We start from the raw sequence: 23,145 nt of genomic DNA, 5'->3' as shown, positions 1-23,145 counted from the left end.
CCTGGCATGCCAGGCCGACGCAAGCGTGGCGGCGTAATCGCGCGAACGCCTCAGCGCGACAACGGCAGTTGCACGCTGGCCAACAACCCGCCGCCGGCGCGATTGCCCAGGATCAAGCGGCCATCGTGCGCCTGGCAGATGGCCGATGCGATCGCCAGGCCCAGGCCGCTGCCACCGGAATGGCGCGCGCGTGAACTGTCCGCGCGCCAGAAGCGGTCCAGCAGGTGCGGCAGCTGCGCAGGCTCCACGCCGGGGCCACGGTCGCCGAGCGTGACCAGCACATGCGCACCATCGCGGCGCAACTCGATATCCAGCACCTTGCCTGCGGCGGCGTAGCGCAGTGCGTTGTCGATCAGGATGGAAAACACCTGGCCCAGGCGATGGCGGTCTGCGCACACGCGTAGCCCGGAAGGTGCCGGCGCGGTGACCGTCGTCTGCAACGCGCGGATTGTCGGGCCTGCCCATTCCACCCGCTCGGCAATCAGCTCATGCAGATCGAAACTGTCCGGCTCCAGCACCAGCTGGCCGGCACGCGCCAGCGACACCAGATGCAGGTCGCCGATCAGCCGGTTGATCTGTTCCAGCTGGCGATGGACCAGGCGCAATTGCTCGGGATCGCGCGGGAAGACCTCGTCCAGCATGCCCTGTACGCGGCCCATCGCTGCGTTGAGCGGGGTGCGCAGTTCGTGTGCCAGCATTGCGCTGGACTCGCGCAGTTCGCGTTCGTACTGCTGCAGTTTGCCGCCCATGGCGTTGAAGTCGTCCGCCAGCGCCGTGAGCTCGTCCGGTGCGCCTGCCACCACCTGCGCGCGTGCGCCGAAGTCGCCATCGCTGACCCGATGCGCGGCCCTGGCCACCTGGGAAAATTGCCGCGACAACGGACGCGATGCAAGCAGCCCGCAGACCAGGATCACCGGGATGGAGAGGGCGACCATGGCCCACAGCGTCCACCAGTCAGGGTTGGCCAGCCCGGGCAGAAAATTTTCCACATCGTAGTACTGCTGCAGCAGTTGCCACAGGCGTGCCTCGTTGGCGACCGGCTGTTCGCGCAGTTGTTCGATTTCGGTGCGGGCCGCCGCCGGTAGCTTGCCCAGGATCAGGCTGTCGCGCAGGTTGAAGTAGCACCACATGCCGAAGGCGATCACCACCACGGTCACCACTGCCAGTGCGCTCATCCGCACGCCCACCCACATCCACAGCGGCGCTTGCCGGCGCCAGGCGTTGAAGCGCCGCAGGGCATTCATTGGAAGCGGTATCCCACCGCGCGCACGGTGACCAGCACGCCGGTGATGCCGTGCACCTCCAGCTTGCGGCGCAGGTTGTGGATGTGCGAATCCACCACCCGTTCCAGTGCATCGCTGTCGGGCAGGCAGGCATCGAGCAGTTCGCTGCGGGTGAATGCCTTGAACGGCGTCTTGAGCAGGATGGCGAGCAGGTTGAATTCGGTCGGGGTCAGGTCCAGTGCCAGCTGAGCCCCGGCCGGGTCGTGCACGGTGGCCACCACCGCAGCCAGGTCCACACTCAGGCGGCCATGCCGCAGCGGCTCGCCCGGCGCACGCACCGCCACGCTTCGGCGCAGCACTGCATGGACGCGCGCCACCACTTCCTTGGGGCTGTACGGCTTGACCACGTAGTCGTCGGCACCATAGCGCAGTGCGCCCAGCTTCTCCGGCTCGTCGCCAATGGCGGTGACCATGATGACCGGCGTATCGCTGGCGCGGCGGATCGCCGACAGCACTTCGATACCGCTGAGCCTGGGCAGCATCACGTCCAGCAGCACCAAATCCGGCGCCCACTGACGATGCAGGTGAATCGCCCGCTCGCCGTCTCCGGCGATGGCAACGTCAAAGCCGTCGCGACGCAGATAGGCGTCCAGGATGCTGGCGCTGTCTGCATCGTCTTCCACCAGCAGAACCTTTTTGCCTGTCATGGCGTGTTGCCCTGTCGTCTCGATCAAATCTGGATAATTCCCGCAAACAACCTGGACGCTGCAGGTCGAGGATGTCGGTCGAGATTGGCTCGTGTGCTCCGACATCATGATTCCACAAATGACCGCGCCTCGTTGTTTCCGCGCCCTGCGTAATGCGGCAATCGCCATGTTGCTGGGCGGCTGTTCATTGACGCCGACTTACCAGCGACCGGCGGTGACCGTGCCGGGCACCTTCGGCAGCCAGCAGGCGATGGCCGCTGTGGGACCGAGCGAGCCGGCGGGGATCGAGCTGAATCTGCAGGAACGCGCGTTTGTGCAGACGTTCGCACCGGATCGCGATCTGCGCCCGTTGCTGCAACGCGCGCTTGCGCACAACAGCGACTTCCGTCGCGCTGCCTTGCAGGTGGAGCAGGCACGGGCGCAGTACCGTATCGAGCGCTCCGCGCGCGTGCCAAGCATCGGCGTGGGTGCACAACAGGTGCGGCAGCGCTTCGACGATCCGGCCCTGGACGCGCGCTACGCGCAGGATCTGGTCGTTGCCAACGCCGGCATCGGCAATCTCGAGCTGGACTTCTTCGGCAAGCTGCAGGCCATGTCCGAGGCGGCGCGGCAGCGCTATCTGGCCAGCACCCATGGGCGCGATGCGGCCCGGGGCGCGCTGGTTGCCGAGGTGCTGCGCGCCTACACCACCGAACGCGCAAGCAGCCAGGCGCTGCAGCAGCTGCAAGCAGCCGATGCCGACAGCGCTGCGCTGCTGGCCATCGCACAGCGGCAGTACCGGATTGGGCTGATCGCGCGCGACCAGCGCGATGGCCAGCAGCATCAGGCCGATCAGGCCCATGCTGCGGCCTTGCAGGGCGCCGACGATCACGCTGCGGCATTGCGCGCGCTGCAACTGCTGGTTGGCTACGACAGCTTGCCGGTGCCGGGCGACCTGCAGCGCCTGATTGCCGCAGATACACCCAGCACGGCGTGGCGTGCGCTGGATTCCTCGTTGTTGCTGCAACGCCCGGACATCCAGCAGGCGGAGCTGGAACTGCGCGCGGCAAACGCCGACATCGGCGCAGCACGCGCCGCGTTCTTTCCATCGATCACCCTGAGCAGCAGCGTGGGCACCGCCAGCGATGGCTTGAACGGGTTGTTTTCCGCCGGCCACGGCATGTGGAGCTTCAGCCCGCAATTGAACCTGCCGTTGTTCGACGGCGGCCGCAACCGCGCCAATCTCGCGCTGGCGCAGCTGCGCCAGCGCGCCGATGTCGCGGCCTACGAACAGGCGATCCAGTCCGCCTTCCGCGAGGTCGCCGATGCGCTCGACGCGCACGCCACCCTGGCCGACTCCGAACCGCGTGCACGTGCGCAGGCCGAGCGTGAGCAATCGCGCATGACACGGCTCAGCAGGCGCGTGGAGGCAGGCCTGGAAGATCGCACCACGCTGCTGACCGAGCGCCTGCGCGCCACGCAGGTGCAACTGGATTACCTGACCACCGCACGCCAACGCCTATTGAGCCGGATTGCCCTGTTTCAGGCGTTCTACGGCGTTTGCCTGCCATCCCTTTCCTGATCGCTGACGGAGATTTTCATGGCCATCCTGTTTTCCATGCAGCTGCCTCGTGACACCACACTGCGTGCCTGGCCGTTCGTTGCCAGCCTGCTGCTGCCATGCCTCGCGCACGCGCAGACCGATCTGACCGGCAGCTCGCGGCTGTTGGGCGACCACACCGATCTCACCGTGGGCGCGGCAGCGGTTGCGGCACCGCGGTATGCCGGCGCCGAGCGCGCGCGCGTGCAGGCCAACCCGGTGCTGGTGGTCCAGCGCGGCATGCTGTTCTTTGACACCGCGCGTGGCGCGGGTCTGCAGTTCCAGAGCGATTCCGGCTTCTATCTGTCGCAGCCGCTGTATTACGACCTGGGCCGCCTGCAACGCGACAGCGACTGGCGTCCGGGTTCGCGCGTGCTGGCGGGCATGGGCGATGTACCGGGGTCGGTCACCGCACGCACACTGGTGATGCAGCGGATCACGCCGTACATGAACGTCAACGCGGAAGCCGAATTCGCGCTCAAGCAGGACGCGCGGCGCAACCGCTATCGCGCCGGCGTGGAGTTCACCCTGCTGCATGGCGCCAGCGACACGGTGACGCTGGATCTGGATGTGCATGCCGGCGATCGTCGCTTCAACCAGGCCTATTTCGGGGTCACCGACGCGCAGGCGGCGCGGACGCGCTGGCAGGCCTTCAGTACCGGATCCGGGGTGTATGCCGCCGCGGTGGGCAGCAGCTGGACGCATGCGCTGGGCGATCACTGGGCCACCACCGTGAGCGTGACCGGCACCCGCTATGCGGACAACGCCACGGACAGCCCGCTGGTTGCACGCCGCAGTTTTGTCGGCGGCACGGTTGCAGTGACCTACAGCCGCTGAACGGCACATGGCAGGGGATAGCGTGATGATGGATGTTCTTCGCACCATGGTGTGTTGCGGTCTGTTGCTGGTGCTGGCCGGCTGCAGCCGGCCGGATGCGCCGGCGGCCGAGACCCCGCGGGCGGTCAAGCTGGAGCGCTTCGGCTCCGGCCGCGATGGGTGGCTGCAGGTGCCGGCAATGGCGCGTCAGCAACAACGGGCCGAGTTGGCGTTCGAGAGCGGCGGACGCATCGCCGCCGTGCTGGTGGATGTGGGCGACCGCGTAGAGAAAGGGCAGGTGCTGGCACGCCTGGATGCCGAGCCGCTGCAATTGCGCCAGCAGCAGGCCGACGCGAACCTGCGCGCGGCGATGGCGCAGTCCGGCGAGCGGCAGCTGCAACTGCGCCAGCAGCACGCCATGTTCGACGATGGTGCCAGTTCGGCGGCGACGCTGACCGCCGCCCGCGCGGCGGCGGATGCGGCAACCGCGCAACTGCAGGTGGCAAAGGCCGACCTGGCGCTGGCGCGGCGTGCATCGCGTCTTGGTGAGCTGCGCGCACCCTTCGATGGCGCCGTGGTCGCACGCCTGCAGCAACCGCAGGCCGATGTGGGGGCGGGGCAGGCAGTGTTGCAGCTGGAAGGGCAGGCGCATCTGCAATTGCTCGCCAATCTGCCGCCTGTTGCTGCCGCCGGGCTGACGCCTGGGCAGACCGTGCAGGCCACGCTGGCCGACGAGCCTGCGGTGCCGCTGACATTGCGCCTGCGCAGCCTGTCCAGCCGGCTGGACAACGGTGCCACTGCGCTGGCGATTCTGGAGGTGGTGCGCGCGCCGCACGCGATGCGCAGTGGCGACAGTGTGTTGCTGCAGTTGCCCGCGCAGGCTGCGAGCACGCCCAGCGTACCGCTGTCTGCGGTACTGCCCAGGCTCAATCGCCAACGGGCCAGCGTGTTCGTGTATCAGCCGGCACAGCGGATCGTGCGCGAGCGCGCAGTCGAGCTCGGGTCGATCGTCGGCGGCCGCATCCAGGTCCGGCGCGGGCTGCAGGCCGGCGACCAAGTGGTCAGCGCAGGCGTGGGCTTCTTGATCGATGGCCAGCCGGTGGCGCCGTTGCAGATGCAAACCAAGCTGAGCGGAGGGCAGGCGCCATGATGCTGACCCGGATGGCGATGAGGTCGAGCCGGCTGACCTTGTTCGCGGCAGTGATGATCCTGCTCGGCGGCATCGTGGCGTTCGTCGGTTTTCCCTCGCAGGAAGAACCCTCGGTCACCGTGCGCGACACCATTGTGTCGGTGGCGTTTCCGGGCATGCCCAGCGAGCAGGTGGAAACCCTGTTGGCGCGCCCCCTCGAAGAGCGCCTGCGCGAACTGGCCGGCATCAAGCGCATCGTGAGCACGGTGCGGCCAGGCAGCGCGATCGTGCAGCTGACCGCCTACGACGATGTGCAGGATCTGCCGGCGTTGTGGCAGCGCGTGCGGGCCAAGGCCGCCGAGGCGGGTGCGCAACTGCCTGCGGGCACGCAGGGACCGTTGGTCGACGATGACTTCGGACGGGTGTCGGTGGCCTCGATCGCAGTCACCGCACCAGGCTATTCGATGAGCGAGATGCGTGGGCCGCTGCGGCGCCTGCGCGAGCAGCTGTATACCCTGCCTGGCGTGGAGCAGGTGGCGTTGTACGGGCTGCAGGACGAGCGCGTGTATGTGGCGTTCGATCGCGCGCGGCTACTGGCGACCGGACTGAGCCCTGCCAGCGTGATGGCGCAGTTGCGCTCGCAGAATGTGGTGGCCTCCGGCGGGCTGGCGACGGTGTCCGGGCTGGCGATGACGGTTGCGACTTCCGGGGAGATACGCTCGCCTGCGCAGTTGCGGAACCTGTTGCTGACCTTGCCGACACCCAATGCCAATGGCGTGCGCGAAGTGGCGTTGGGCGAGCTGGCGCAGGTACAGGTGATGCCTGCCGATCCGCCGGAAAGCGCTGCCGTCTACCAGGGCCAGCCGGCGGTGGTGGTGTCGGTCTCGATGAAGCCCGGCAGCAATATCGCCGACTTCGGCAAAACGCTGCGCGCCAAGCTGGGCCAGACCGCGCAGGAATTGCCCGCAGGTTTTGCGCAGCACGTGGTCACCTTCCAGGCCGACGTGGTCGAGCGCGAGATGGGCAAGATGCACCACGTCATGGGCGAGACCATCGTCATCGTCATGGCGGTAGTGATGCTGTTCCTGGGCTGGCGCACCGGCCTGATCGTCGGCGCGATCGTGCCGTTGACCATCTTCGCCTCGCTGATCGTCATGCGCGTGCTGAGCGTGGAGCTGCAGACGGTGTCGATCGCGGCGATCATCCTGGCGCTCGGCCTGCTGGTGGACAACGGTATTGTCATTGCCGAAGACATCGAACGCCGCCTGGTTGCCGGAGAACAGCGCCGTCAGGCCTGCATCGACGCCGGCCGCTCCCTGGCCACCCCGTTGCTGACCTCATCGTTGGTGATCGTGCTGGCGTTCTCGCCGTTCTTCTTCGGCCAGACCAGCACCAACGAATATCTGCGCTCGCTGGCTACCGTGCTTGGCGTGACCTTGCTGGGCTCGTGGCTGCTCAGCATCACGGTGACGCCGCTGCTGTGCATGTATTTCGCCAAGGCACATGTCGCACACGGCAGCGAACAGGAGCCGTCGCGCTTTTATCGTGGCTACCGCCGCCTCATCGAGCGCGTGCTGATGCACAAGGCGCTGTTTATCGCCGGCATGGCGGCGATGCTGGCGGTGGCGGTCGCGGTGCTGGTATCGATTCCCTACGATTTTCTGCCCAAGTCCGATCGTCTGCAGTTCCAGATGCCGGTGACCTTGCAGGCAGGCAGCGATACGCGTGAAACCCTGCGCACGGTGCGCGCGCTGAGCCGCTGGTTGGCCGATCGGCGCGCCAACCCGGAGGTGGTGGACAGCATCGGCTATGTCGCCGATGGCGGCCCGCGCATCGTGCTGGGCCTCAATCCCCCGCTGCCGGCGGCCAACATGGCGTACTTCACCGTGAGCGTGCGCCCGGGCACCGATCTCGATGCAGTGATAGCGCGGGCACGTGCGCATGTCCGCAGCCACTTCCCCACCGTGCGCGCCGAGCCGAAGCGGTTTTCGCTGGGCGCGACCGAAGCCGGCATGGCGGTGTATCGCGTGGTCGGCCCCGACGAGACGGTACTGCGCAGCAGCGCCGCTGCGATTGCAAAGGCGCTGCGCGCGTTGCCGGGCACCGTGGATGTGCAGGACGACTGGCAGGCGCGCATTCCGCGCTACGTGGTGCAAGTGGACCAGCTCAGGGCGCGGCGTGCCGGGGTGAGCAGCGAGGACATTGCGCAGGCGCTACAGGCGCGCTACAGCGGCGTGGATGCCTCGTTGTTGCGCGACGATGGCAGCTCGGTGGCCGTGGTGTGGCGTGGCAGTGCGCAGGAACGCGCCGCCGACGGCACACCTGGCGACACCCTGGTGTACCCGCAAGCCGGCGGTGCGCCGGTGCCGCTGGCGGCGGTCGCCACGGTGCTGCACGACAGCGAGCCGTCGGCGATCCAGCGGCGCAACCTGAGCCGTGCGATCACCGTGACCGCACGCAACCCGCAGTTGACCGCGACCGAGATCGTCGAGCGCCTGTCGGTGCCGATGGCCGCGCTCAAGCTGCCACCCGGTTATCGGCTGGAGATCGGTGGCGAGCTGGAGGATTCTGCCGAGGCCAACCAGGCCCTGCTCCAATACATGCCGCACGCACTGGGCGCGATCCTGCTGCTGTTCGTGTGGCAGTTCAACTCGTTCCGCAAGCTGCTGATCGTGCTGTCGGCAGTCCCGTTCGTGCTGATCGGTGCGGCACTGGCCCTGGTGATCACCGGCTATCCGTTCGGTTTCATGGCGACCTTCGGCTTGCTGGCGCTGGCCGGCATCATCGTCAACAACGCGGTGCTGCTGCTGGAACGCATCGAAGCCGAGCTTGCCGATGGCCTGCCACGCCGCGAGGCGGTGATCGCCGCAGCGGTCAAGCGGCTGCGCCCGATCGTGATGACCAAGCTCACCTGCATCGTCGGCTTGATTCCGCTGATGCTGTTTGCCGGGCCGCTGTGGACCGGAATGGCCATCACCATGATCGGTGGCCTGGCGCTGGGCACGCTGGTGACGCTGGGCTTGATCCCGATCCTGTATGACCTGTTGTTCGGCCTGCGACTGCCGGCGCGTGCAGCGGGTGTGGCGTAAATCCGGGCGGGCGAGGGCGGCGGCGCAATGATGCTGGCGTGACGGTGGGCGGCATCGTCGATGCGTGATCGCGCGACATGCTGCACATCGCACATCGCACATCGCATGGCGCAGCGCTGACGGAGCGGGGCCATGCAGGCGCGGGCCGCTGCCGCCATACTGGCGACTGAGAGACACGACCAAGACCCGATGACCAAGGCCAAGAAGAAAGTTGCACAGCAGGCGGTACCCACGCCTGCGCCGGTATATCAGCTGCATGTTTCGCTGGTGGATAGCGCGCCGTTGATCTGGCGCCGCGTGCTGGTGGCCGGAGCGCTGCGCCTGGCCACGCTGCATCGTGTATTGCAACCGCTGATGGGCTGGAACGGTGCGCATCCGTACGAATTCGACCTGGGCGGCGGCCGCTACGGCGAGTCCGGGCTGGATGTGCCGGAGCGGCCACGGCTCAAGCATGCTGCCCGGGTCAGCATCGAAAGCGCGGTGGGCGAGCTGGAGCGGTTCGACTATTTCTACGGTGCCGGCGCGGGTTGGCAGCACCGCGTCCAGGTTGAGGCGATCCTGCCGCCGGACGCGAGCCTGCGCGCGGCCCGTTGCGTGGACGGCACCAATGCCTGCCCGCCGGAGAGCAGCGAAGGAATCGACAGCTACCAGGCCTTGCTGCGGATCATCGCCGACCCGGAGCATGCGCAACATGTGCAGGAGCTGGCCACCCTGGGCGGGCGCTTCGATCCGGGCCATTTCGATCTGGTCGAGGTCAACCGCCTGCTCGCACGTGTCCGCGAATAAGCGCGACCGACGCCGCATGACCCGGGCAACCGGAACCGATGCGACGGGCCGGTTGCCTGCCGCGCACAGCGCAGCCTGCCGTGCGGGTGATGCTGCAGCAACCCGACGCCAGCGCCACTGCAGCTTGACGCGCGATCAGCTAGCCTGATCTCCCGGTTTTTCCCGAAAGTGTCTGCGATGTTCCGCTGGTTCGAATCCCTGATCGATGTCTTCCCGCCGATCGAGCGGGAAATGCCGCCGCGCACCGTGTGGCGGTTCTATCTGCATTATCTGCGGCCGTTATGGCCGATCCTGCTGGCCACGCTGATCGCCGGGCTGTTGCTGGCCCTGGTGGAAGTGGCGATGTTCGACTTCCTCGGGCGCATCGTCGACATGCTGGCGGAGCGGCCGGGAGCGGACTTCTTCCGCCGTCATGCCGGCGAATTGCTCTGGATGGCGGCAATCACGCTGGTGGCGCGCCCGCTGTTCACCGGGCTGCACAACCTGCTGGTCAACCAGGCGATCGTGCCGGGCCTGAGCAACCGCTCGCGCTGGCTGATGCACAACTACGTGGTACGGCAGAGCCTGGGCTTTTTCAACAACGATTTCGCCGGCCGCATCGCCAACCGGGTGATGCAGACCGGGACCTCGCTGCGCGAATCGGCAGTGCAGATGGTCGATGCGCTCTGGTACATCGTGGTCTATACCGGCAGCGCGCTGTGGCTGTTTGCGCAGGCCGACCCTTGGCTGATGCTGCCGCTACTGATCTGGCTGGTGGTATATGTCGCGCTGATGGCGTTCTTCGTGCCGCGCATGAAGGCGCGCGCGTGGATCGCGTCGGATGCACGCTCCAAGGCCACCGGGCGCATCGTCGACGGCTACACCAATATCTCCACGCTCAAGCTGTTCGCCCATGCCGGCCGCGAACAGGCCTATGTGCGCGATGCGATCGACGAGCTGGCGGTGAAGCATCGCGGGCAGACCCGCGTGACCACCACGATGGATACCGCCATCGCGGTGGCCAACGGCTTCCTGATCGTGGGCACCTGCGGGCTGGCCTTGTGGCTGTGGAGCCGCGGCCAGATCAGCGTGGGCGCGATCACGCTGGCCACCGGCCTGGTGATCCGCATCCACAACATGTCCGGCTGGATCATGTGGACGGTCAACGGCATCTTCGAAGACATCGGCAGCGTGCAGGACGGCATGCAGACCATCTCGCAGCCGGTGCTGGTGCAGGACGCGCCCGACGCCGTGCCGTTGCAGGTGACGCACGGCCAGGTGCAGTTCGAGCACATCCATTTCCATTACGGCAAGCGCGGCGGGGTGATCGCCGGGCTGGACCTGCAGGTGCGTGCTGGCGAGAAGATCGGCCTGGTCGGGCCGTCGGGCGCGGGCAAGTCGACCCTGGTCAACGTGCTGCTGCGGCTGTACGACCTGGAGCAGGGGCGCATCCTCATCGACGGGCAGGACATCGCCCAGGTTACCCAGGAAAGCCTGCGCGGGCAGATCGGCCTGGTCACCCAGGACACCTCGCTATTGCATCGTTCGATCCGCGACAACCTGCTGTATGGCAGGCCGCAGGCCAGCGACGCGCAGATGCTGGAAGCGGTGCGCAAGGCGCGCGCGGAAGGCTTCATCGACACGCTGGTCGATGGCGAAGGCCGGCGCGGATTCGATGCCTATGTGGGCGAACGCGGGGTCAAGCTGTCGGGCGGTCAGCGGCAGCGCATCGCCATTGCGCGCGTGCTGCTGAAGGATGCGCCGATCCTGATCCTGGACGAGGCCACCTCGGCGCTGGACTCGGAAGTGGAAGCGGCGATCCAGGATAGCCTGGACGCGTTGATGGGCAACAAGACCGTCATCGCGATTGCGCACCGCCTCTCCACCATCGCGCGCATGGACCGGCTGGTGGTGATGGATGCCGGACGCATCGTCGAGACCGGCACGCATGCGCAACTGATCGCGCAGGGCGGGCTGTATGCACGCCTGTGGGCGCGGCAGACCGGCGGGTTTGTTGCAGCGGATGGCTGAGGTCGCTGTTTAGTGGGCTGCGCAAATTAGTGGGCTGCACAAACGTGCAACCACCGCAGCAATACGCCCCTCTCCTGCCGGGACGCCAAGGCACGGCTTGCGCGCCACTGGCGCGCGTGCCTTGGAGCGCCCGCGCCGCAAGCGCGGGCCGGGGGCGCTGAGCGGGGGTTGGGGTGAGGGTACGGGGCGAAGCCACTCGCTAGTTCCGGCCACACCAGGCTTCGCCCGCACCCTCATCCGCCCCTGCGGGACACCTTCTCCCGAGGGGCGAAGAGTGCTTGTTCTCCCGGTAGGAGAAGGATCAATCACTCGATCGGCTGGTCCAGCATCAACTCGCGTGCAAAGCGCACCGGTGGGGCGCCGTAGGACAGCATCTGGTCGTGGTACGCCTTCAGGTTGAAGTCCTTGCCCAGCTTGTCCTGCACCGCTTTGCGCGTGTCCAGATGTTCCTGCACGCCGACGAAGTAGGTCGGCAGCTGCGCGGACGACAGCTGCGCACGCACCCACTTGCCCGCCGCTTCGCTTTCCTGCTGGAAGGTGTCGTGGATCATCAGGTGCATCGCCTTGTCGCGTTCCCAGCCATCCACATGTACGCCCTGATCGAGGATGGCGTTGGCGATGGTGCGCAGGTAGAACTTGAGCTGCACCAGGTGGAACAGCGGGTCGTTATCCAGATAGCCCTGTTCCTGCATCATGCGTTCGGTGTAGACCGCCCAGCCTTCGGCGAACATGCCCGAGCGCAGCACCGCGCGCAGCGTGGAGGGGAACTTGGCCGAATGCCAGCCTTCCAGGTAATGGCCCGGGGTGCCTTCGTGGATGCTGAGCAGGTGGATCATGCGGCTGTTGTACTCGCGCAGGAACGAATCGACCTGCTTGTCGTTCCAGTCGTCGGGAATCGGCGAGACCGCATAGAAGGTCTTGAGATTCTTGTCGAGCGGGCCGGGCGAATCGCAGTACGCCACCGCCACGCCGCGCTGGAACTCCGGCATCAGGATGATGTCCACCGGCGAATCGGGCAGCGTCATCAGATCCTTCTGGCGCACGAACTCGGTGGACTGCGCCAGTGCGGCCTTGGCGTCGTCGACCACCTTGTCGCGTGCCGGCTTGTCGGCATAGGCCAGTTCCAGCGCCGCCTCGATGGCGGCCTGCTGCTGGTCGTCATTGGGCGTCTCGGGCAGTTTGGGTGCGCCGGGCTTGTCCTTGAGCGCCGTGCGGGCAATGCCGTACATCTCGCTGCGGACGCGCTTGAGCTCGGACTCGGCGCGCTGCTTGATCTCGGCGCGCGACAACGACGACAGCAGCGCGAATTTCAGCTTCTGGTCGTAGATCTGCGCACCGACGCGGAAATCGCCCTTGGCATTGGGCACCAGCACGGTATCCAGCCAGGTCTGCTGCTCGGCCACGGCCTTGCGCAGATCGTCGATGGCGGCCTGCGCGCGGGCCGCTTCGATCGGGCCGAGCTGGCCGATATTGGGCGCGATGAAGGTATCGACGATGCTGAGGATGCCCTTGTTCTGCTTGGCCACCGTTTCGGCATGGATCTTCGGCACGCGGGCCGGGTCCAGGTTGGCGCGCGCCTGCGCAAAGATGCCGGGAATCTTCTCCATGCGCTGTGTGGCGGAGCTCAGGCGCTCGGACAGCGGCGCGAAGTCGCGCGCCATCAGGCCATACAGCGCGCTGCCGGCCAGGCCGTTGTAGACCTGCGGGTCCCAGGCCCAGCTCTGCAGCACCTCGGTGTTCCAGATTTCCGATTGCAGCTGGTTGCGCAAAATGGCCGCATCGACCTGGTTCTCGCGCGACAGCTTGGCCACCTCGATGGCATCCAGCTCACTCAATAGCTTCTTGCCGGCCTCCAGGCTGCGCTGGCGCCCTGCGCTGCTCAGATCGTCGATCTGCGTATCGAAACGGTGATCGCCGGTCTGAGTGGCGGTGACCGGCGACAGCTGCATCCAGGTGTCGAGCGCGCGCTTGGACAGCGCCGCAAAGCGCGCATCCGGCGTCTGCGCAGCCTGCGTCGCGGCATCGGGGGTGCCGGCGCGCGGCGATTCGGGCTGCTGCTGGCAGGCGCTCAGGCCGGCGAGCAGGGCGAGGACAAGCAGACGTTGACGCATGGTGGATTCCAATGGAAGCAATCCGCCAGCATAGGCATGTGCGCGCTTGTCCGCATCCGCCATTGGTTTAGAGTGGCCGCTTTCAAGGAGGATCACCATGCACGACGCCCAAAGCTGTCATTGCGGACGCATCGCGTTCGACCCGGACACCGATGCGCCGAACCCCGAGGCGTGCGAGCGCACGTGTGCGTCATGCCGTCGCCGTGGCGGCCTGCTGCGGCCCGGCATGCGCGCGCCATTGCGCCTGCAGGCGGCGCCCGAGATGCCGGGAATCCATCGCTTCAACCGGCAGCATGCCAATCACCACCACTTCCCGCAGCGCGGCAGTGCGCCTTTCAGCACGGGCGTGCGTTGCAGGACTGGCGAGGCCAGTGTGGCGGTCAAGCTGCGCGGTGCGTCCGCGCCGGGTCTGGCCGCGCAGAGCATGCACGCGGCCGATGGAGCCAGCCGATGAGGCGCCGGATGCAGTGGTACGCGGTCGGCTTGCTGCTGGGCTGGGCGCTGAGCGGGTGTGCCAGGCCGTCGGGCGAGATGGCGGCAGACGGCGGCGCGCCGGCGCCGGCACCGGCACCGCCCGCCGCGCAAGGCAATGCGCTGGCGTATGAGCACGATGTACGCATCGAACTGCCGGCCGATCAGATCGATCAACGCATCGCCGCGGTACGCACCGCCTGCCAGTCGGCGCAGTTCGGCGACTGCGCGCTGCTGGCGGTGGAACAAACCGGTGGGCGCGACCCCAGCGGCAGCGTCAGCGTGCGGTTAGCTCCGGACGGCATCGAGCCGATGGTGCAACTGGCCGGCCAGCATGGCGATGTCGCCGCGCGCAGCACGCGTGCCGAGGATCTGGCGCAGCAGATCGCCGATACCGGGCTGGCACAGGCGCGCCTGCAAAAGGAACATGCGCGCCTGCTCGAACTGCAGCAGCGCCGCGACCTGGCCGTGACCGATCTGCTGGCCCTGTCCAAGCGGCTTGCCGAGATCGAGGCCGAAGCGCAGCAGACCCAGCAGGACGCCGCGCAGCAGCAACGGCGCGTGCGCACGCAGTTGCTGACGCTCAATTTCCGCGGCACCGGTGGCGAGCAGGGCAGGGGCGAGATTGCCGAGGCGGCAGCCGAGTTCGGCCAGGTCTTCGCATCCAGCGTGGCCTTCGTGATCCGCGCAGTGGCGGCGTTGCTGCCGGTGCTGGTGCTGGGGGGGATCGTCGGCTGGCTGCTGCTGCAGGCATGGCGCTGGCGTGCGCGGCGGCGCCGGATGTCGTGATCGACTGCGTAGCTGGTCGGCGATGCCGTATTAGCTGCGCATGTTTTAGAAAGGGCGCTTACGTCGGGCAGTTACTCGACGCGTTGCGCGGTAACACGTCGATCCTGGTTGCGCTGCTTGTACGCGATCGCGGTACAGCGCATGGTGTGCAACATCTCCAGACACCGACTGCGCGCAAGCGGAGCGCAGTCGGTACGCAGCCTGCTCAGCCTTCGTCGAATTCGTACTCGACAAACACGTCCAGCTGCAGGGCCAGCTCCTGCACGGCGTCGCGCACCTTCTGCGCAGTGGCATCGTTGCCGGCTTCCACTTCGAACTCGTGGCTGCCCGGACCTTCGTCGTCGGACAGGCCGGCCGAGCTGGAATCGTCGTCATCCAGGTGCGGCATCAGGTCGTCGACTTCTTCCACGTGCTCGATGCCTTCGATGCTCTGCAGCAGGTTGGCGATGGCACGCGCGTCGTCGTCGGTGCCGGTGATACGCATGCGAAGAGTCGGCATGGGAAAGCTTCCTTGGATTGGGGCCCCAAAGACTAGGCAGCCGTCAGGCAAGATCGGGTGATGGCCGCGTGCGCTGGCCGCTCACGGGCGCCGCGCGGTTGCCTGTGTTGCGGTGGTCTCCAGTACCGGCACCAGCAGGGCCTGGGCGGCAGTGCGCAGTAGCGCCGGTGCGATGTAGCGATGGTGCACGCCGTCCACCAGGGCCATGTAAACGCGGCCAAACCTGTTGCGGCAGACCACGCGCGTCTCCAGGCTGAGCTCCACGCTGCCATCCTCCAGCACTTCCACGCCCACGCTGCTGCGGAAGACCAGGTGGCGGTCGTCGGCGCCCAGCAATACCTGCACGCGTCGATCCAGTGGCGCGTTGTCTTGCGCAAGTACCGGGAATCGCCCTGCGAACAGGCAGTCGCGCTGTGCCGACAGCAACGAAGACACCGGGCAGCCCAGCGGAGAAGTTCGCAACTGCAGCGGCGCCACCAGCGCATTGCGCAGCCGCATCAACCAGGTCACGCCGCGCGGCGCGCGCTCGGTGAACCCCTCCAGCAGCAACGCCATCAAGGTGTGCGCACCGCGTTGACGCAACTGATGCGGCTGCAGGCGCAGACGTACGCTGTCCTGATGATCGAAGCCCTGCAGGTGCCGGGTCAGTAGCGAGCCGGTCTTGGGCTCGGCATGCACGCTGACCTGCGCCAGCTGCGGTGCCATTGCAACGAACCCCACCGGTCGACGCAGCCGGCTCACTGCCTGGCGCAGCCTGCCGCTGAGCGCGCGCAGCCGGCCGCACCATGCAGACCTGCTGCTGCCTGGCGATGCGGCCAACGACAGGCGTACGGTGGGGATCTGCAGCGCGCGTGCCTGCGCCGAGGCCAGTAGCCCGATCACCGCCTCCGGCAGCGTTCGGTGAGCGTGGCGATATCGGCGGTGCCGGACAGCACGCGTGCGCGCACCGCATCGCTCAACGCGCCGCCGGCCTCGTCGCTGTGGCAGGACAGTGCGAAAAATGCCGGGTGTGCGGCTTGCGCTTTGAGTGGTGCGAACTGATGCCAGGTGCCGCCGCCAAAGCGCACGGTGAATAGGCAGTCGGCCGGTAGATCGATATGCCGCAACGCCGCCAGAAAGTGCTGTGGATCCTGTTCGATCTGCTCCATCGAGGCGGTGCAGAAGCGCAGTTGCGCGCCGCTGCTGCCGGTGATGGCGGTGAACATGCGATGGCCGGCGTGGCGATGGAACGGGTGGCCGTTGGCGCCCACCGCAAACGAGAACAGGGCAGTCGATTCGCCGTGCGCAAAGTCGGTGCCGGCCAGGCGTGCCGATGGCTCGTCCAGCGCATCGTGAAAACTGGGATGCGCGCGCTGGCGGCGGCAGGCCTGTTCGATCAACGGGTTGCCTGCGCCCACGCCCAGCTGTGCGATCAGCGTGACCTCCACCGGCAGACCGCCGCTGTAGGACTCCAGACGGACTGACGGAAAACCTGCCTGTGCATCGGCAGGGCGTTGCTGGGGCGTGCTGAACATCGGCAGGAGTCCTTTGCGGCCGGAGGAGGGTCAGGAGATCTTCTTGGTCAAGGCGCGCGCCTTGCGCTTGAGCGGCGCCGAGGCCGGGCAGACTTCGAAGGCAAAGCTGCTGAGCGTGTTGACCATGTTGTCCGGGGTGAGCCGGTAGACCACGAACTGGCCGCGCCGTTCGCTGGATACCAGCCCGGCGCTTTCCAGCACCGACAGATGTCGCGAGATGGCTGGCGCGCTCATTTCGAACAACTGCCCGATCTGGCCGGCGGTGAGTTCCTGGTCTGCCAGGCACGCCAGCATCTTGCGGCGGGGCTGGGAGGCAAGGGCTTCGAAGATGCGGTCGATGGACATAAGGAATTAGGCAATTAAAGAATTAGCTAATTAATTGATTTTATGGCGACCGATGTCAAGCGTCTTTTCGGCGCGGCGCTGCCCGGCGGTGGTCGGGCGCGGCTGGCGGCTGTCGCCGACGTTGCCGTGATGGGGGATGTCCAGGCCTCTGGCGCGCGGGATCTGCCCGCAGGGCAGGTCGCAGCCGATAGGTGCTGAAGGTTTTTGCGGTTGGCGGCCTGCAGCCCAGGCATGCCAGATCAGTCCGGCAGCATCGGCTCAGGCACCGCGCTCAAGTCCTCCAGGCAGGCAGGGCCCAGCATGCAAGGTCGCAGTGATGCAAGCAGCCACCTCAGGCCGCAGGCAGTGCCAGCAGCTCTGCCGGCAATGCCGGCATCGGGGTGCGCTCGTCCAGCGCCTCGCGCTTGAGCCAATCGATAAACGCCATTGCCGCAGGGCCGGGGACGCGGTGACTGGGGTGCACGATGTAGTAGGCGTAGCGTGCCTTGAGGGTGGGGCCGGGCAGGCGCACCAGCTCGTAACGCTGCAGATACGGTTGGGCGATGTGCTTGCGCGCCAGGACCGCGCCCAGGCCATAGACGGCAGCGCGCATCGCGTCGGTGCTGTCGTTGAAGGTATGCATCGGCGGCAGCGTGGTGCCGCGCACCTGGGCGGCACGGAACCAGTCGCGCCAGCCCTGCGGCGACATGTCGGTGAGCAGCGGCAATTGCGCGATCTGCGCCGGCGTGCGTAGCGCAGCGACCTCCGGCAGTGACGGCGAGGCCACCGGAAACAGTTCGTCGTCCATCAGATGATGCGAGGTCAACCCGGGCCAGGCGCCCTGGCCATAGCGGATGCCGAGATCCGGGCCGCCTTCTTCGAAGCGCGAAAACGCCGCGTCCGATTGCAGATCCATGCGGATATGCGGATGCGCGCGACAGAAGCGCGGCAGCCGCGGCAACAGCCAGCAGTACGACAGCGAGCGCAAGGTGGTCACGCGCAGCGGGATGGCGTCTTCGCGCGGATGCAGGTTGCCGGCCACCGAAGCGATCTCGGCCAACGCAGCGGTGGCGGCGTCGGCCAGCTGGCGGCCTTCGGCGGTGAGCTTGACCCCGCGCGGCAGGCGCTGGAACAGGGTCACGCCGAGCAGCGCTTCGAGCTTGCGCACATGGTGGCTGACCGCGCTGGCGGTCAGATGCAGTTCTTCGGCGGCATGCGCGAAGTTCTGGTGGCGCGCGGCGGCGGCGAACACGCCCAGCGCGGGCAGCAGGGTGGGGCGCAGGTTCATCGAGGCATGAGTGAGATTTGTGGCTCGCCTCGATACTACGCGCTTGTCGCGCCTGCGGTTGCAACCGATGCTGCAGTACCCCATCGCGATGATCGTGCCATGCCCGTCTGCTTGCCTGATGTTGTCTCCTGCGGTTTCAGCACATCACGGCAGCGTGCGCAGGTGCGGCCATGAGCGCGCAGCCGGCGACGCAGCCAGCGGTTGCGGCACGCGAATGGCGCACCCCGCTGGAGCTGGGGTTTCTCGGCATCGTCTGGGGTTGCTCGTTCCTGTTCATGCGCGTGGCCGCACCCAGGTTCGGCACCGTGGCGCTGGTGGAAATCCGCCTGGCGCTCGGTGCATTGGTGCTGTTGCCGTTCCTGTGGCTGGCGCGCGAACGCTTCCCGCTGCGTCGCTGGCCGATGCTGGCGGCGATCGGCGTGCTCAACTCCGCGTTGCCGTTCCTGCTGTTCGCCTGGGGCGCGCAACACGCACCGGCCGCGATCGGTGCGATCTGCAATGCGATGACGGTGCTGTTCACCGCATTGATCGCCTTCCTGTTCTTCGGCGAGAAGATCGGCACGCGTCGCGCGCTGGCCTTGCTGATCGGTTTCATCGGCGTGCTGGTGCTGGCCACCGGCAAGTCGGCCGGGTTGAGCGTGGGGCCGGCGGCACTGGCGGGCGCCACCGCGTCGCTGCTGTACGGCATCGGCTACAACCTGGTGAAGCGCCACATGGGCGATTTGCCGCCGGCCGCATCGGCAGCGTCCACGTTGGGTTGCAGCGCGCTGCTGCTGGCACCGCTGGCCTGGTTGCAGTGGCCGACCACGCCGGTGCCGGCAGTGGCCTGGGCCTGCGCCACCGCGCTGGGCGTGGTGTGCACCGGGTTGGCGTTCCTGATGTATTACCGCCTGATCCAGCGCATCGGCCCGGCACGCGCCTCCACGGTGACCTATCTGGTGCCGGTGTTCGGCGCGCTGCTGGCATGGTCGCTGCTGGGCGAGCCGCTGACCTGGACCATGCTGGTGGCCGCGGTGCTGATCCTGGGCAGCGTCGCCTTCAGCCAGCGCGCCCGCTAGTCACGCGCGCGCCGCTTTACGATTCCCGATTCCCGATTCCCGATTCCCGACTCAGCCAGCCGGCGGCGTCCGCACCGGCAACGGCACATTGCACAGATCGATATGCCCGGCCGGGCGCTTGTAGAAATCGTCCTTGCGATTGCGGCGCGCCTCGGCCACATCGCGGAAGGTCTGGCTGTCGGTGCGCAGCAACTGCAGTGGCGTGCGTTCGGGCATGGGCACCTCGCTGGCCAGGCGAATGGCGCGGATCGGCGAGCGCTGCGCGGGGTCTTCGTAGAAACCCATCGGGTCCGGTCCGCGCGGGATCACGCTGAGCAACTCCATGCCCTTGACCACGCGGCCGACCACGGTGATGTTGCGGTCCAGCTGGCGCGGCGATTGCCCGGTGACCACATACAGCTCGGCGCCGATGCTGCTGTCTTCGTCGTTGTTGCGGCCGGCGCCCAGGGTGCCGTAGCAATGCGCCAGCCAGGTCTTGCCGCTGGTGCTGTCGCGCCCAACCGGGAAGCCGTCGACAAAGCCCACCTGCGCCGCCCAGCCATCGCTGTCGGGCAGGCGCTGGAAATCCAGGCCCTGCGACGGGCGCTCGAATTCGGCCGGCAGGTGCGTCTTCGCCGAGCCCAGTGACTTGGCCTTGGCCGGCGTCTCGCCATCCGGGTCGCCGAACTGCACCACGAAGTTGTCCTGCGAACGGTAGATGCTGAGCCCGTCCCAGAAGCGCTCGTGCGCCAGGGTGCGGATGTTGCCCACGTGCGCGGGCGCAAACTGCGGCGCCAGCTCGATGATCACCCGTCCGCCATCCAGTTCCAGGTACAGCGTGCGCTCGGGGTCGAGCACGCGCCAGGCGCTGGCCGGCGAGGCATCCAGGATCTGCTGCGGGCTGCGATAGGCCGCGTTGGCGGCAGCGGGTAACACCAGGGCAAGCAGGCAGGCGGAAGCAACAGTGCGCAGAAGCATGAAGGCAGCCAGCGGGAGGGATGCCCGATTCTTGCCGACCACGCGCCCGGACGCAAAGCGCCTGGACGCAACGTGCATAAACGCATAGCAGGACGCCGGCGGAATGCGCCGGCGTCGTGCTGTCACGCGCATGCCTGCCGCGGCTGTGCGCTTACGGGGTGTTGCGCACGTGCGGGCTGGTGTGGTGAACGTTGGCGTCATGGTCGTTACGGAACAGCGGGACCAGCTGCCACAACGCAGAGATGCCGACCAGCGTGTAGACCACACGCGACAGCAGGGCATCCTGGCCGCCGAACAGCGTGGCGACCAGATCGAACTGGAACAGACCGACCAGGCCCCAGTTCAAGCCGCCGACGATAAGAAGCACCAGGGTGATGACGTTGAGCGTTTTCATGAAGACAGACCGTGTGGGTTGGGAGACCCCAGAGTCCGCATGCCGCGCGCAACACCTCGTGAGCGTGCGCGAGGGCATGACGGGCTTGCGCACGCCACGATCACGTCCAGCCGACGCGCGTGAAACTGATGCAGTGTGTTGGCCATCCGGCCGCACGCCGACGGCGCAGTGTCAGCGTGCCGGTTTGCGCTTGACGTACAACTGCTTGCGCACGCGCGCCACCACCTCGCCCTGGCGGTTGTGCACCACGTTTTCGAACCAGCGCAGGTGTTTTTCGCCATTGGCGGTGGCGGCGCGCAACTCGGCCAGCACACTGTCGTCGATGACGAACTCGGCGCTCACCGTGCCGCGCCCGGGTTTGACGAACTCGATGCTGCCGGCCTTGTCCCATACGTAGTAGTCGCGCCCCAGGTTCTGCATGGTCAGCAGCATCCAGAACGGGTCGGTCATCGCGAACAGGCTGCCGCCAAAATGGGTGCCGACGTAATTGCGATTCCACGGCCGCTGGCGTAGCTCCACGCGTGCGTAGCGGTAGTCGGGAGACAACGCGGTGACGTGGATCCCGGCGAACAGGTACGGCGGCCACAGGTTGATACCGAGCTTGAACAGTGAAGCACGCATGCGGCCAGGGTCCATGGCGGGGCGGGCCTGCAGCATACCATTCGCATGCGTATGGAGGTTGTGGCGGTGACGGCAGCGCCCGGCCGGCCTGCAGACCGGGCGCCGTGGTGCCGACGGTGCTTAGAACACCAGCGACGACATCTTGCGGCGGTAGCGGCCGACCAGGTCTTCGTCCTCGATCACCCGGAACGCATCGATCAGGCTACGCCGCGGCAGGTTGTCGTCGAAGGTGCGGTCCTGCCGCAGCATTTCCAGGAACTGCTCCAGCGCGGCCTCGTCGTGGCCGTCGAGCAGGTGGCGCACGCCGAGCAGATGGCGCGCGCGCAGGTCGGCGCCGTTGGCGGCAACGGCGGCCTGCAGCGCGTCGGCGTCCGGCGCGTCCTTGAGCACATTGGCAAAGCTCAGCCGGGCCTTGGCGCGCACCGCACGGTCGTCGGTGGCCAGGTTGGCGGGCAGGGCGTCGATCAACTGCTCGGCCTCGGCGGTGTCGCCGGTCTTGAGGAGCGCCAGTGCCAGGTCCAGCTTGAGCTCGTCCTTGTCCGGCTCGGCGGCGATCGCCTCACGCAGCGCGGCGACCTGGTCCTGCGGCTCGAGCGGGGCCGGCGGCAGTGCTTCGGCGACCTGCGGCTCGGCCGGCAGCACGCCGTGCTGGGTCAGGAATTCGCGCACCTGGCCTTCCGGCATCGCGCCCGGGAAGCCGTCGACCAGCTCGCCGCCCTTGACCAGGAACACCGTCGGCACCGAGCGGATCTGGAACGCGGCGGCGATCTGCTGCTCCTTGTCCACATCGACCTTGGCCAGCTCGAACGCACCGTTGTAGTCGGCGGCTAGCTTTTCCAGGATCGGCGTCAACGACTTGCAGGGGCCGCACCAGGTGGCCCAGAAGTCCACCAGCACCGGTGTCGTCAACGATTTCTGCAGGACCTCGGTCTCGAAGGTGTCGGTGGTGGCATCGAATACGTGCGGCTTGTCGGACATGGGCTTCCAGAAGTGATTGCGGCAACAGTGGGAGGTAATGGTGGCAAACCGGGCCGACACAAGGCTGGCCGGCCCGGGCGCATGGCGCGTGGCCGGCCGTCACGCCGGCAGGGGTTCACGCCACGCGCGCCCGGCACGACAATGCTGCGTCCTGGTGGCGCAGCCTGCGCCCCGCGTTGGAGCAAGGCAATGACACGCATCGATGGCACCCAGCGCTACCTGGGCCTGGTCGCCGCAACCGTCTTCGTGCTGGCGGTGGCCGGGTTCGGCGTGGCACTGCCCGGTTACCTGCAGGCCAGCCATCCGGTTGCGCTGCTCGGTGCCAACGGGGTGCCGCATGCGCTGGGCTTCAACCTGCTGGCGTTCGTGCTGGTCGGTGCGCTCGGCATGGCCACCGGAGTCAGCCTGCTGGCGCGCATGCCGGCCAGGTCCAGCTGGAGCCTGCGCGTGGGCGGGCAGCTGATCGTGCTGGCCGGGCTGGCCTTTCTCGGCATGGGCGCCTTGCCCCTGGACCCCACCGATCTGGACGGGCGCGCCAGTCAGGCCCATGCCACCGCCTGGCTGCTGTGGGCGGTGGCGTTCGTACCGGGCATGTTGCTGCTCGCCGCCGCGCTGCTCAACCAGCCCGGCACCCGCGCACTGGCATGGCTGAGCCTGGGCGCGGGGCTGCTGGTGGCGGTGCTGGCGTTCGGCCCGCCGGGCCTGCTGCGGCAGGCGATCGCCCAGCGCCTGGCGTTCCTGGCCTGGGTCGGCTGGCTCGCCGTGGCGGCCTGGCGCTGGCCGGCCAGACCTGCCACCTGAG

At 67.4% G+C, this 23,145-nt stretch carries 22 protein-coding genes; 10 read left to right on the top strand and 12 right to left on the bottom strand.

Annotated features, from left to right (window positions below):
* Nucleotides 1-50: 50 nt before the first annotated feature.
* Complete coding sequence (locus ABQ039_RS12915) at nucleotides 51-1,244, bottom strand: cell wall metabolism sensor histidine kinase WalK (protein WP_104577117.1); 1,194 nt, start codon at nucleotides 1,242-1,244, stop codon at nucleotides 51-53.
* On the bottom strand, nucleotides 1,241-1,930 hold the full coding sequence (locus tag ABQ039_RS12910; RefSeq protein ID WP_046343487.1) for a response regulator: 690 nt from the start codon (nucleotides 1,928-1,930) through the stop codon (nucleotides 1,241-1,243). The genes ABQ039_RS12915 and ABQ039_RS12910 overlap by 4 nt, the downstream gene beginning before the upstream one ends.
* A gap of 118 nt (nucleotides 1,931-2,048) precedes the next feature.
* On the opposite strand from ABQ039_RS12910, the gene ABQ039_RS12905 reads away from it, so the two are divergent.
* The 6 genes from ABQ039_RS12905 (at nucleotide 2,049) to ABQ039_RS12880 (ending at nucleotide 11,339) form a co-directional block, all read left to right on the top strand.
* Nucleotides 2,049-3,491: an efflux transporter outer membrane subunit gene (locus ABQ039_RS12905; protein WP_260297150.1), complete on the top strand. Its 1,443-nt coding sequence runs from the start codon at nucleotides 2,049-2,051 to the stop codon at nucleotides 3,489-3,491.
* A gap of 36 nt (nucleotides 3,492-3,527) precedes the next feature.
* Nucleotides 3,528-4,346 (top strand): MipA/OmpV family protein, encoded by an 819-nt coding sequence (locus ABQ039_RS12900; protein WP_349778094.1) that lies wholly within the window; start codon nucleotides 3,528-3,530, stop codon nucleotides 4,344-4,346.
* 28 nt (nucleotides 4,347-4,374) lie between these two features.
* Nucleotides 4,375-5,475, top strand: a complete 1,101-nt coding sequence (locus tag ABQ039_RS12895; RefSeq protein ID WP_260297153.1) for an efflux RND transporter periplasmic adaptor subunit — start codon at nucleotides 4,375-4,377, stop codon at nucleotides 5,473-5,475.
* Nucleotides 5,472-8,543, top strand: a complete 3,072-nt coding sequence (locus ABQ039_RS12890) for an efflux RND transporter permease subunit (RefSeq protein WP_184609057.1) — start codon at nucleotides 5,472-5,474, stop codon at nucleotides 8,541-8,543. Before ABQ039_RS12895 ends, ABQ039_RS12890 begins: the two co-directional genes overlap by 4 nt.
* Nucleotides 8,544-8,732: 189 nt before the next feature.
* Complete coding sequence (locus tag ABQ039_RS12885) at nucleotides 8,733-9,329, top strand: plasmid pRiA4b ORF-3 family protein (RefSeq protein ID WP_184609060.1); 597 nt, start codon at nucleotides 8,733-8,735, stop codon at nucleotides 9,327-9,329.
* A gap of 177 nt (nucleotides 9,330-9,506) precedes the next feature.
* Entirely contained in the window at nucleotides 9,507-11,339 is a 1,833-nt protein-coding gene (locus tag ABQ039_RS12880) for an ABC transporter ATP-binding protein (protein ID WP_184609062.1), read from the top strand.
* A gap of 305 nt (nucleotides 11,340-11,644) precedes the next feature.
* On the opposite strand, the gene ABQ039_RS12875 is transcribed toward ABQ039_RS12880, so the two are convergent.
* Nucleotides 11,645-13,450 (bottom strand): DUF885 domain-containing protein, encoded by a 1,806-nt coding sequence (locus ABQ039_RS12875; RefSeq protein ID WP_184609064.1) that lies wholly within the window; start codon nucleotides 13,448-13,450, stop codon nucleotides 11,645-11,647.
* A 46-nt stretch (nucleotides 13,451-13,496) separates the two neighbouring features.
* On the opposite strand from ABQ039_RS12875, the gene ABQ039_RS12870 reads away from it, so the two are divergent.
* Both ABQ039_RS12870 and ABQ039_RS12865 read left to right on the top strand, forming a co-directional pair.
* A complete protein-coding gene (locus tag ABQ039_RS12870; protein ID WP_374057801.1) occupies nucleotides 13,497-13,904 on the top strand; it encodes an aldehyde-activating protein in 408 nt (135 codons plus the stop codon).
* Nucleotides 13,901-14,710 carry a DUF4349 domain-containing protein gene (locus ABQ039_RS12865; protein WP_184609068.1) on the top strand — a complete coding sequence of 270 codons (810 nt, stop codon included), beginning with the start codon at nucleotides 13,901-13,903 and terminating at the stop codon, nucleotides 14,708-14,710. Before ABQ039_RS12870 ends, ABQ039_RS12865 begins: the two co-directional genes overlap by 4 nt.
* Nucleotides 14,711-14,915: 205 nt before the next feature.
* Here the strand turns inward: ABQ039_RS12865 and ABQ039_RS12860 are convergent, their stop codons facing one another.
* From ABQ039_RS12860 to ABQ039_RS12840, 5 genes are all read right to left on the bottom strand, one after another.
* Nucleotides 14,916-15,209 carry a hypothetical protein gene (locus ABQ039_RS12860; protein WP_005994696.1) on the bottom strand — a complete coding sequence of 98 codons (294 nt, stop codon included), beginning with the start codon at nucleotides 15,207-15,209 and terminating at the stop codon, nucleotides 14,916-14,918.
* Between the two features lie 81 nt (nucleotides 15,210-15,290).
* On the bottom strand, nucleotides 15,291-16,091 hold the full coding sequence (locus tag ABQ039_RS12855) for a DUF2867 domain-containing protein (RefSeq protein WP_349778065.1): 801 nt from the start codon (nucleotides 16,089-16,091) through the stop codon (nucleotides 15,291-15,293).
* Nucleotides 16,088-16,723 (bottom strand): hypothetical protein, encoded by a 636-nt coding sequence (locus ABQ039_RS12850; protein WP_349778066.1) that lies wholly within the window; start codon nucleotides 16,721-16,723, stop codon nucleotides 16,088-16,090. Before ABQ039_RS12850 ends, ABQ039_RS12855 begins: the two co-directional genes overlap by 4 nt.
* A 30-nt stretch (nucleotides 16,724-16,753) precedes the next feature.
* Nucleotides 16,754-17,068, bottom strand: a complete 315-nt coding sequence (locus ABQ039_RS12845; RefSeq protein WP_065032496.1) for a metalloregulator ArsR/SmtB family transcription factor — start codon at nucleotides 17,066-17,068, stop codon at nucleotides 16,754-16,756.
* Nucleotides 17,069-17,399: 331 nt separating this feature from the next.
* Nucleotides 17,400-18,335: a LysR substrate-binding domain-containing protein gene (locus ABQ039_RS12840; protein WP_039522288.1), complete on the bottom strand. Its 936-nt coding sequence runs from the start codon at nucleotides 18,333-18,335 to the stop codon at nucleotides 17,400-17,402.
* 170 nt (nucleotides 18,336-18,505) lie between these two features.
* Here ABQ039_RS12840 and ABQ039_RS12835 point away from each other — a divergent pair, with 170 nt between their 5' ends.
* Complete coding sequence (locus tag ABQ039_RS12835; RefSeq protein WP_039522286.1) at nucleotides 18,506-19,393, top strand: DMT family transporter; 888 nt, start codon at nucleotides 18,506-18,508, stop codon at nucleotides 19,391-19,393.
* Nucleotides 19,394-19,444: 51 nt separating this feature from the next.
* Here ABQ039_RS12835 and ABQ039_RS12830 read toward each other — a convergent pair whose 3' ends face one another.
* From ABQ039_RS12830 to trxA, 4 genes are all read right to left on the bottom strand, one after another.
* Nucleotides 19,445-20,350 carry a peptidylprolyl isomerase gene (locus ABQ039_RS12830; RefSeq protein WP_184431673.1) on the bottom strand — a complete coding sequence of 302 codons (906 nt, stop codon included), beginning with the start codon at nucleotides 20,348-20,350 and terminating at the stop codon, nucleotides 19,445-19,447.
* A gap of 151 nt (nucleotides 20,351-20,501) precedes the next feature.
* Nucleotides 20,502-20,744, bottom strand: coding sequence for a DUF378 domain-containing protein (locus ABQ039_RS12825; RefSeq protein WP_054591530.1), 243 nt, complete (start codon nucleotides 20,742-20,744; stop codon nucleotides 20,502-20,504).
* Between the two features lie 171 nt (nucleotides 20,745-20,915).
* Nucleotides 20,916-21,365: a DUF4442 domain-containing protein gene (locus ABQ039_RS12820; protein ID WP_102581491.1), complete on the bottom strand. Its 450-nt coding sequence runs from the start codon at nucleotides 21,363-21,365 to the stop codon at nucleotides 20,916-20,918.
* A gap of 120 nt (nucleotides 21,366-21,485) precedes the next feature.
* Entirely contained in the window at nucleotides 21,486-22,343 is an 858-nt protein-coding gene (trxA, locus tag ABQ039_RS12815; protein WP_104622909.1) for a thioredoxin, read from the bottom strand.
* Nucleotides 22,344-22,532: 189 nt separating this feature from the next.
* Here trxA and ABQ039_RS12810 point away from each other — a divergent pair, with 189 nt between their 5' ends.
* Nucleotides 22,533-23,144, top strand: a complete 612-nt coding sequence (locus tag ABQ039_RS12810) for a DUF998 domain-containing protein (protein WP_039522279.1) — start codon at nucleotides 22,533-22,535, stop codon at nucleotides 23,142-23,144.
* Nucleotide 23,145 lies beyond the last annotated feature (1 nt).

It is taken from the genome of Xanthomonas sp. WHRI 6108, assembly GCF_040202385.2.
Taxonomy (GTDB): domain Bacteria; phylum Pseudomonadota; class Gammaproteobacteria; order Xanthomonadales; family Xanthomonadaceae; genus Xanthomonas; species Xanthomonas arboricola.
The sequence above is the reverse complement of the archived record's forward strand: the minus strand, read 5'-3'. Positions and strand labels throughout refer to the sequence as shown.